General features: G+C 57.5%; 4 protein-coding genes and 2 pseudogenes. 5 read left to right on the top strand and 1 reads right to left on the bottom strand.

Annotated elements, in window-relative coordinates; translation table 11 throughout:
* The 5 genes and pseudogenes from PDO_RS28740 to PDO_RS07670 all read left to right on the top strand — a co-directional run.
* Nucleotides 1–241: pseudogene (locus PDO_RS28740) on the top strand (hypothetical protein); the annotation flags it as partial.
* Nucleotides 242–470: 229 nt separating this feature from the next.
* The gene (locus tag PDO_RS07685) at nucleotides 471–1,829 is read left to right on the top strand and encodes a hypothetical protein (protein ID WP_007600020.1); all 1,359 of its coding nucleotides are present in this window, start codon (nucleotides 471–473) and stop codon (nucleotides 1,827–1,829) included.
* Between the two features lie 60 nt (nucleotides 1,830–1,889).
* Nucleotides 1,890–2,843: pseudogene (locus PDO_RS07680) on the top strand (RHE_PE00001 family protein); the annotation flags it as partial.
* A gap of 136 nt (nucleotides 2,844–2,979) precedes the next feature.
* A complete protein-coding gene (locus tag PDO_RS07675) occupies nucleotides 2,980–4,173 on the top strand; it encodes an ImmA/IrrE family metallo-endopeptidase (protein ID WP_007600018.1) in 1,194 nt (397 codons plus the stop codon).
* 10 nt (nucleotides 4,174–4,183) lie between these two features.
* Nucleotides 4,184–4,687, top strand: coding sequence for a DUF4411 family protein (locus tag PDO_RS07670; RefSeq protein ID WP_007600017.1), 504 nt, complete (start codon nucleotides 4,184–4,186; stop codon nucleotides 4,685–4,687).
* 78 nt (nucleotides 4,688–4,765) lie between these two features.
* Here PDO_RS07670 and PDO_RS26655 read toward each other — a convergent pair whose 3' ends face one another.
* Nucleotides 4,766–5,956, bottom strand: coding sequence for a hypothetical protein (locus tag PDO_RS26655; RefSeq protein WP_141649847.1), 1,191 nt, complete (start codon nucleotides 5,954–5,956; stop codon nucleotides 4,766–4,768).
* Nucleotides 5,957–6,476 lie beyond the last annotated feature (520 nt).

Here is a 6,476-nt window from a genome sequence, read left to right as displayed (position 1 = left end):
CAGGTCTCATAAGTACAGAAATACCATTCTCGCCATGTTGGCTTCTGGCAGGACGCTGACGCCATACTTTGACGGGCTGAAAAAACCTGGGCCTGGAACTAAGCCTGACACGGTGCGCGCCAAGGGTGGAACGCCACGTCTCGCCGCCGCCGGTATGTGGGGACGAGACGAAGCCGAAACACTGGCACGCCTTGAGGCGGTGAACTTGCCCCATTCTCGCTCCGTCATATCGCTTGCGTAGCGTGCCGTTTGCCGGGCCTATTGCCGACGGGTGATTTTGGTCCAGGCCATCGTGTGACTCCATCGAATCTTTACAAATCCGAAGGAATCATAACCTGCTGAAATCACCACCTCTTTTTGAGGTAGCCCCTCAGCATTCGCAAGATCCACATGAAGATCGATGGGCAAGCCAGTCGCGGCGCGTCCCATCATCAGGACGCAACATTCGTTTCGGCGCCAGGAGGCCAACCATGAAGGCGAACCGCTTCAATTTGAACGGTCTGATAAAATTCCTTGGTCGGGACGACTGGGCGCTTCAGTTCGAGGAGGTAATGGGCCACCACTTCTGGCCCGTCATGGACGAGTTCGGTCTCGATCACGAGGAGATCGGCGAGGTTCTTGGCCCCCATTGGGCCATGACACTCTGGGGATGCGCCTTCGAGGATTTTCTCACCCTGGCCTTTGAACCGGATGGCATGACCTTCGTCGACATCTATCTCAAGCGCCGCGGTTTTAAGGAAACCGCTCAAAGCAAGACATATATGAAGGCCCTTAGCACATCCGTCATAAGCCTTTACGAGGTGAGCGAGATCGTGCCCGGCAAATCCTTCCTGGCGCGCGATCTCCTCCGTGGCGGGGATCCCGTCCTCGTTCAGGAGGCAACCGCGACCCAGACGCTAAAACAGTGGGAAAGGGTCGCTGCCCGTATCGTCACGATCGGCGGCAGCCATCTCATCGCCGGCGGCCTGCTGCCATTTTCGATGGAAGCCTCCCAGGCCCTGCTCGAAGGTTTGAAGGAACTCTCGAACAAACCCCGATCGCGCAAAAAGCTGTCGTTCGAGGACGATACGTTGCGCATCGCAGCACCCCTGTTCACCCATGCCTGGCTGTTCGACGTTCTGCCCAAAATGCTCGGCGAAGACCTGCCTGATGTCAGCAACACCGATGGCGACGATATCGTCTTCCACGAAGTCCGGTTTCCCCTTGAGGTCGGGATCACCGATAGGGATATCGCCGAGCGTCTTGCCGGGGTCGACGATCTGCGCCAGGAAAATCCGCAATTCTGGAATTGGCTCGGACGCCGACCGCCTGCCAACGCCGCTAGGGCTGACAGCGCCAGCACACTCGTCGCCGGCCTGACCATGGAGGACGGTACGCCGGTCCTCGGCAGTCTGGAAATCAAGGGGCGTTTCTTCGTTCTCATGGTCAATTCCGCCCAAAGGGCGCAGAGAGGCATCGAGCTCCTGCAGAATGTTCTCGGCAAAATGGTGCGCACGCCGCTCACCAGCATTCAGACTATCGAACAAGCAAAAGAAGCCTACGCGGGTCGGAAAACGACAGCTGACGACATCCCATTGGATGTCGCCACTCCACTCGTCCATGACATGCTCGACAAGCAGTACCGTGCCACCCTCGACGAGCCCGTCGGCATGCTCGGCAACAAGTCCCCGCGCGCCGCCGCCCGTACCAAGGCCGGGCGCGAAAAGGTCGCCGAATGGCTCAAATATCTGGAAACTCGATCCGCCAGCATCGGCGCAGACGACCCCATGGCCACCTATGATTTCTCATGGATCTGGGCAGAATTGAAAGTCGAGGATCTCAGGCGATGAAACCAGCACCCCAAAGTTCCTTGTGACCGGTTTTTACACGTATCCTGCTTCTACCCGCAGTTCACCGATGCCTGCGCCTCCTTGTGGATCGACGACGAACTCGTCCACTTGGAAGACCTCGTCCTCCATGACGCCACCCGCGATACCCGCACCCCGACCCAGGAACTGACAATCGCCCGCGACGTTCTGCGAACTCGCCGGCGCGTCGCCGGCCAATCCCCTGATTGGGCGCTCTCTGCCGACGGCATTCGCTCGCTACGGAAAACCTCGGAGATCGGGTCGGGCGGTGGGGACGAGGCGACGACGGCCGGAGTTATTCGGGCGGCGGTCGCGATCGACGCGGAAGGGGAGGGGGATGATGGTGACGACGTCAAAAACCTGCCCGGCGTCGACTATGCCGCGATCGAACGAGCCAAAAAGCCTGGCCGGGCTCCGGCCGATCCGCTGGTTTATGATCTCGACTGGGACGAGGATGCCCGGCTCGACGAATGGCGCGGTGTGTTGCGGCAGGTGCAAGACCTGCCGGCGCTGCTGCAGGCGATCGTCGCCCTCGATGCCTGGAACGAGCTTTCGGTGCTGCAGCATGCGCCCTGGCTCGGCCGATTGTTGGCTGCCTCAATTCTACGACAGGCGGACGTCACCACCGGCGCCCATCTGGCCGCCTTTAACGTTGGCCTCAAAACTATTCCCGTTGATCGGTGCCGGCACCGCGATCGGGAAACCCGGCTGCTGGCCATCGCCCACGGATTTTTGACGGCCGCCGAGATCGGCATGAAAGAGCATGACCGGCTGACGCTGGCGAAGACGATGATGGACCGAAAACTCGAAGGACGGCGAACCTCCTCGAAATTGCCGGAGCTGGTCGAGCTGGTGATGGCAAAGGCGCTCGTGTCGGCCCGGATAGTAGCCAAGACGCTGGGCGTCACGCCGCAGGCGGCGCGGCGGATTGTTTTGGAGCTGGGCCTGCGCGAGATGACGGGGAGGGGGAGGTTTCGGGCGTGGGGAATAATGTGACAGATCGAGCGGTCCGATTGAGACAACTATCGTCCTCATTTGGCTATGCCCGGTGGGTTACACTATATCTTTGGTAATGGTTTGGTTGCATGATCTGGAATATCATAGTAGCGCCTGTTCTGAGCGGAGATAGAAATTGCCCAAGGTAAACCCATTGATCCTTCAGTGGGCTCGCGAGTCGGCTGGCCTGACACTGGAAGACGCGGCTGAGAAAGTCGGCCTAAAGCTTGCCCGAGGAACGTCCGGAGCGGACCGCCTTGCTATGCTTGAAGCTGGCAAGGGCGAGCCATCCCGTCCCTTGCTCCTGAAAATGGCGAACCAGTATCGTCGTCCTCTGCTCACGTTTTATCTCGCTGCGCCACCCGCAAAAGCCGCGCGAGGTGAGGACTTTCGTACACTGCCTGAGGAGTTTGCGACACGCGACGCCGCAATGGTTGATACGCTGTTGCGAGAGGTACGTGCGCGTCAGGAAATGGTCCGCTCTCTCCTTGAGGCCGAAGATGAAGCCGAACCACTTCGGTTCGTTGGCTCTTTCACCCAACAGGACGGCGAAGACGCCCTGGTTTCCGAGATTACGAATACGCTCGGTTTTAACCTTCACCAGTATCGCAGAGGCAGCGGCGTCGGGACGGCAAGGGGTTTTACCTATCTGCGTGAGCGCGCCGAGGCAGCCGGTATCTTCGTTCTTTTGATTGGCAACCTAGGCAGCCACCATAGCACTCTGGACGTTGAGCTATTTCGCGGTTTCGCTTTGGCTGATTCCATCGCACCATTCGTTGTAATAAACGATCAGGACAGTGAGGAAGCTTGGTCGTTCACCCTGCTCCATGAGCTCGCGCACATTTGGCTTGGTCAGAGCGGCGTGAGTGCGGGTCGACCGAGAATGGCCATCGAGACCTTTTGCAATGATGTGGCTGGCCGCATACTTCTACCGGCTGCCGAGTTCGCCAATGAGCCGAGTCTCATAGGAGCGGCTCAGGGGCAGGTTGTCGTTCGTATATCTGCGATAGCGCATGCCAAGCAGGTGAGCCACTCCATGGTCGCCTACAAGCTTTACCGCCAAGGGCTTATAACACAGGACATGTGGTCGATCGTGAGCGGCTTCTTCCGTCAGCAGTGGCTGCGCAATCAGAGGGATAACCGAGATCGTGCGCGCGAAAACGAAGGCGGACCAAACTACTATGTGGTGCGTCGGCACCGGCTTGGTAATCGGTTGCTAAAGCTCTCGCGCCGGATGCTGGCGGATGGCGCCCTATCTCCATCGAAGGCGGCGGCCATTCTAGGTGTGAAACCAAACAACGTTTACTCGTTGACCGACAGCGCGGCTTGAGGGGGTCGAGTTGCACCTTATCGACGCGAACGTTTTGATCACCGCCAAAAACCAATATTACCCGATCGATAGAATTCCAGAATTCTGGAGTTGGCTTGCTCACATGGGCACAGTGGGTGCTGTCAAAATGCCCCTCGAGATATTGGAAGAGATTACGGGCGGAACCGACGATCTCGCCGAATGGCTGAGCGACGATGACACCTACGATGCGCTTTTCCTCAACGAGGAGGTAGATGCTGTTCATGTTCAGGCTGTAATTAATCAGTACGCACCCGACCTCAACGATGCAGAATTGATCAAGGTCGGACGTGATCCTTTTCTGATCGCCTACGCGCTGGCAGACCCCGTGCATCGCTGCCTCGTCACCGTCGAAGCGTCGAAGCCAACATGCCAACGCGCTAACCGGCGCATTCCAGACGTTTGCAACGATGTCGGGGTACAGTGGTGTAATAGTTTCCAGATGCTGGCCACCTTGAATTTCTCAACGAATTGGCGCGCTTCGTTGGGTGCCTGATCGTAAGTAAGGGTTTGAACAAACGGGCTGAAAGCTCCCATGAGTCAAAAGACGACGCGGCTGTAATATCAAGGTTTATTACCGCCAGGCTCTGTCATTGATAACCTCCGGGACTGCCAGCATCTTCTTGCGATCGGCGTCAAGAATACTCTCACTGAAGAGAGGTGAGCCGTCACCGAAGCCGGCGGTCAGCCAGATTGTATCAAGAAGTGGACGAAGGTTCTCAATCGTTATCGCGGAGACCAATGGAACGCTGACGGTTCCAAGGTCGATAAATGGCATTCGCAATGGCCTGCTGGCCTTTTGACGCCCCATCAATCTTACATCCTCCATGCCTTCAAGCGAGGCATGAATGACCAACGGACCATCGATACCAATCGCCGAAGCAATAGTGCCCATTCGCTCCGCCATTTCGAAGATGCGGGCCTCGAGTGGGCCGGCTTCGACTAGAATGTCCTTGTCGTCGTCAATTCTCGCCCCGATCATTGTGGCGGCATCCAGTGCACCTGACCGGAGTACGCGCATGTACCAACGGGCCTCGGGGTTCGGCTTTCCCTGCACCGACTTTGGCGGGTCGAAATCAGCCCACTCCCGTACATTCGTGTCCGGCCAGCTCTCCCTATAACCAACCGGCAAAAACTTCGAACGAGCGGCATTGACGCGAGCCGGGACGAGAATGGTACCATCCGCTGCAGCCGCTGTAACCAATTGCATGACGAGTTTCGGGCTGGCGACAATTGCCGGTGTCTCGCCTCGGCCGTTCATCTGTATCACGGTGGTCACCAGCGCGTGGGCGGGGGCAACTGCGTCGGCATGCGGCTTCGCCGCCGCTCTGTTCTCAAACACCCTTTCCGCCATGGCCCTGAGGTGAGGCGTCAGCTTTTTTGCGAAAGCGGAACGGCGTTCACGTCGGATGCCGTCGCTGACGTCCTCCTCCACTGAGTAAGACGTCGGATGGCGAAGGTGCGCTAGGTCGAAGGGAAGATCCTCCGCAGGTCCGAATGCCGTATTCATGACCGACAAGATTTGCTGATCAGTGAGAACACCACGTGCATATCCGAATTCGATCATCACATTTGGATTTGGCAGCCGTTTGCCTTTAGCCGTCAGTCCTACGAATGTGAGGTCACCGACGAAAATATCGCATTCGCGAATCTTCCGGAGGATTGTCTCGCTTACCGGAGGAGTGCCCGGGACGTCAGATATATCCGAGTCCAATCGGATCTCTATATTATGGTCGTCTTTCAAAGCTGTGATTGCAGCTTCCAACGCGAGTCTGATGAAATTTCGACAGATCTTGCCGTCGCGGTCACTTTGCCAAGAGTAACAACAGACGAACCGGGTGCATTCTGTAACAATAGCACCACTATGGGTTCGCTGGGCGACGACAATCAGAGCGATCCCCAAGATTCGATGCGGTTTTGCAGGCGATCACGGTGGCGTCCAGCCTTGGGATGGGTGCATATTGTCGCTATTGCGGACTGTCGAACAGTCCACGGAGTTTCCGTCGCGCAACGCTAGTATAATGACTTAACAAGCCGATGAAAATTACGCTATTCTCTTTCATGGTTTGCCCTCGCTAAGCTTGGGGCTCGGCTCCGGCCGATCCAGAGCAACCCCCGAATTCAGCTTACCGCGGGGGCGGGCCACCTTCACCACGCGAACATACGGTCTAGAGCGGAATCCGATCATGTTGCATCGTACGCATCCGAGGTGGGCCGCCTTGTCGGAATTGTCGGATCTGGCACTGGCTGCACCCTAGTTCGCTGTGAAAAAACAGAGAACTCTT

It is taken from the genome of Rhizobium sp. PDO1-076, from assembly GCF_000247475.1.
In the GTDB taxonomy this organism is placed as follows: Bacteria; Pseudomonadota; Alphaproteobacteria; order Rhizobiales; family Rhizobiaceae; genus Allorhizobium.
This window is presented reverse-complemented; position numbering and strand designations above follow the sequence as displayed.

Excerpts from the sequence above, each read along its gene's own strand:
- PDO_RS07685 (WP_007600020.1), top strand. The coding sequence starts at position 471 with ATGAAGGCGAACCGCTTCAATTTGAACGGTCTGATAAAATTCCTTGGT.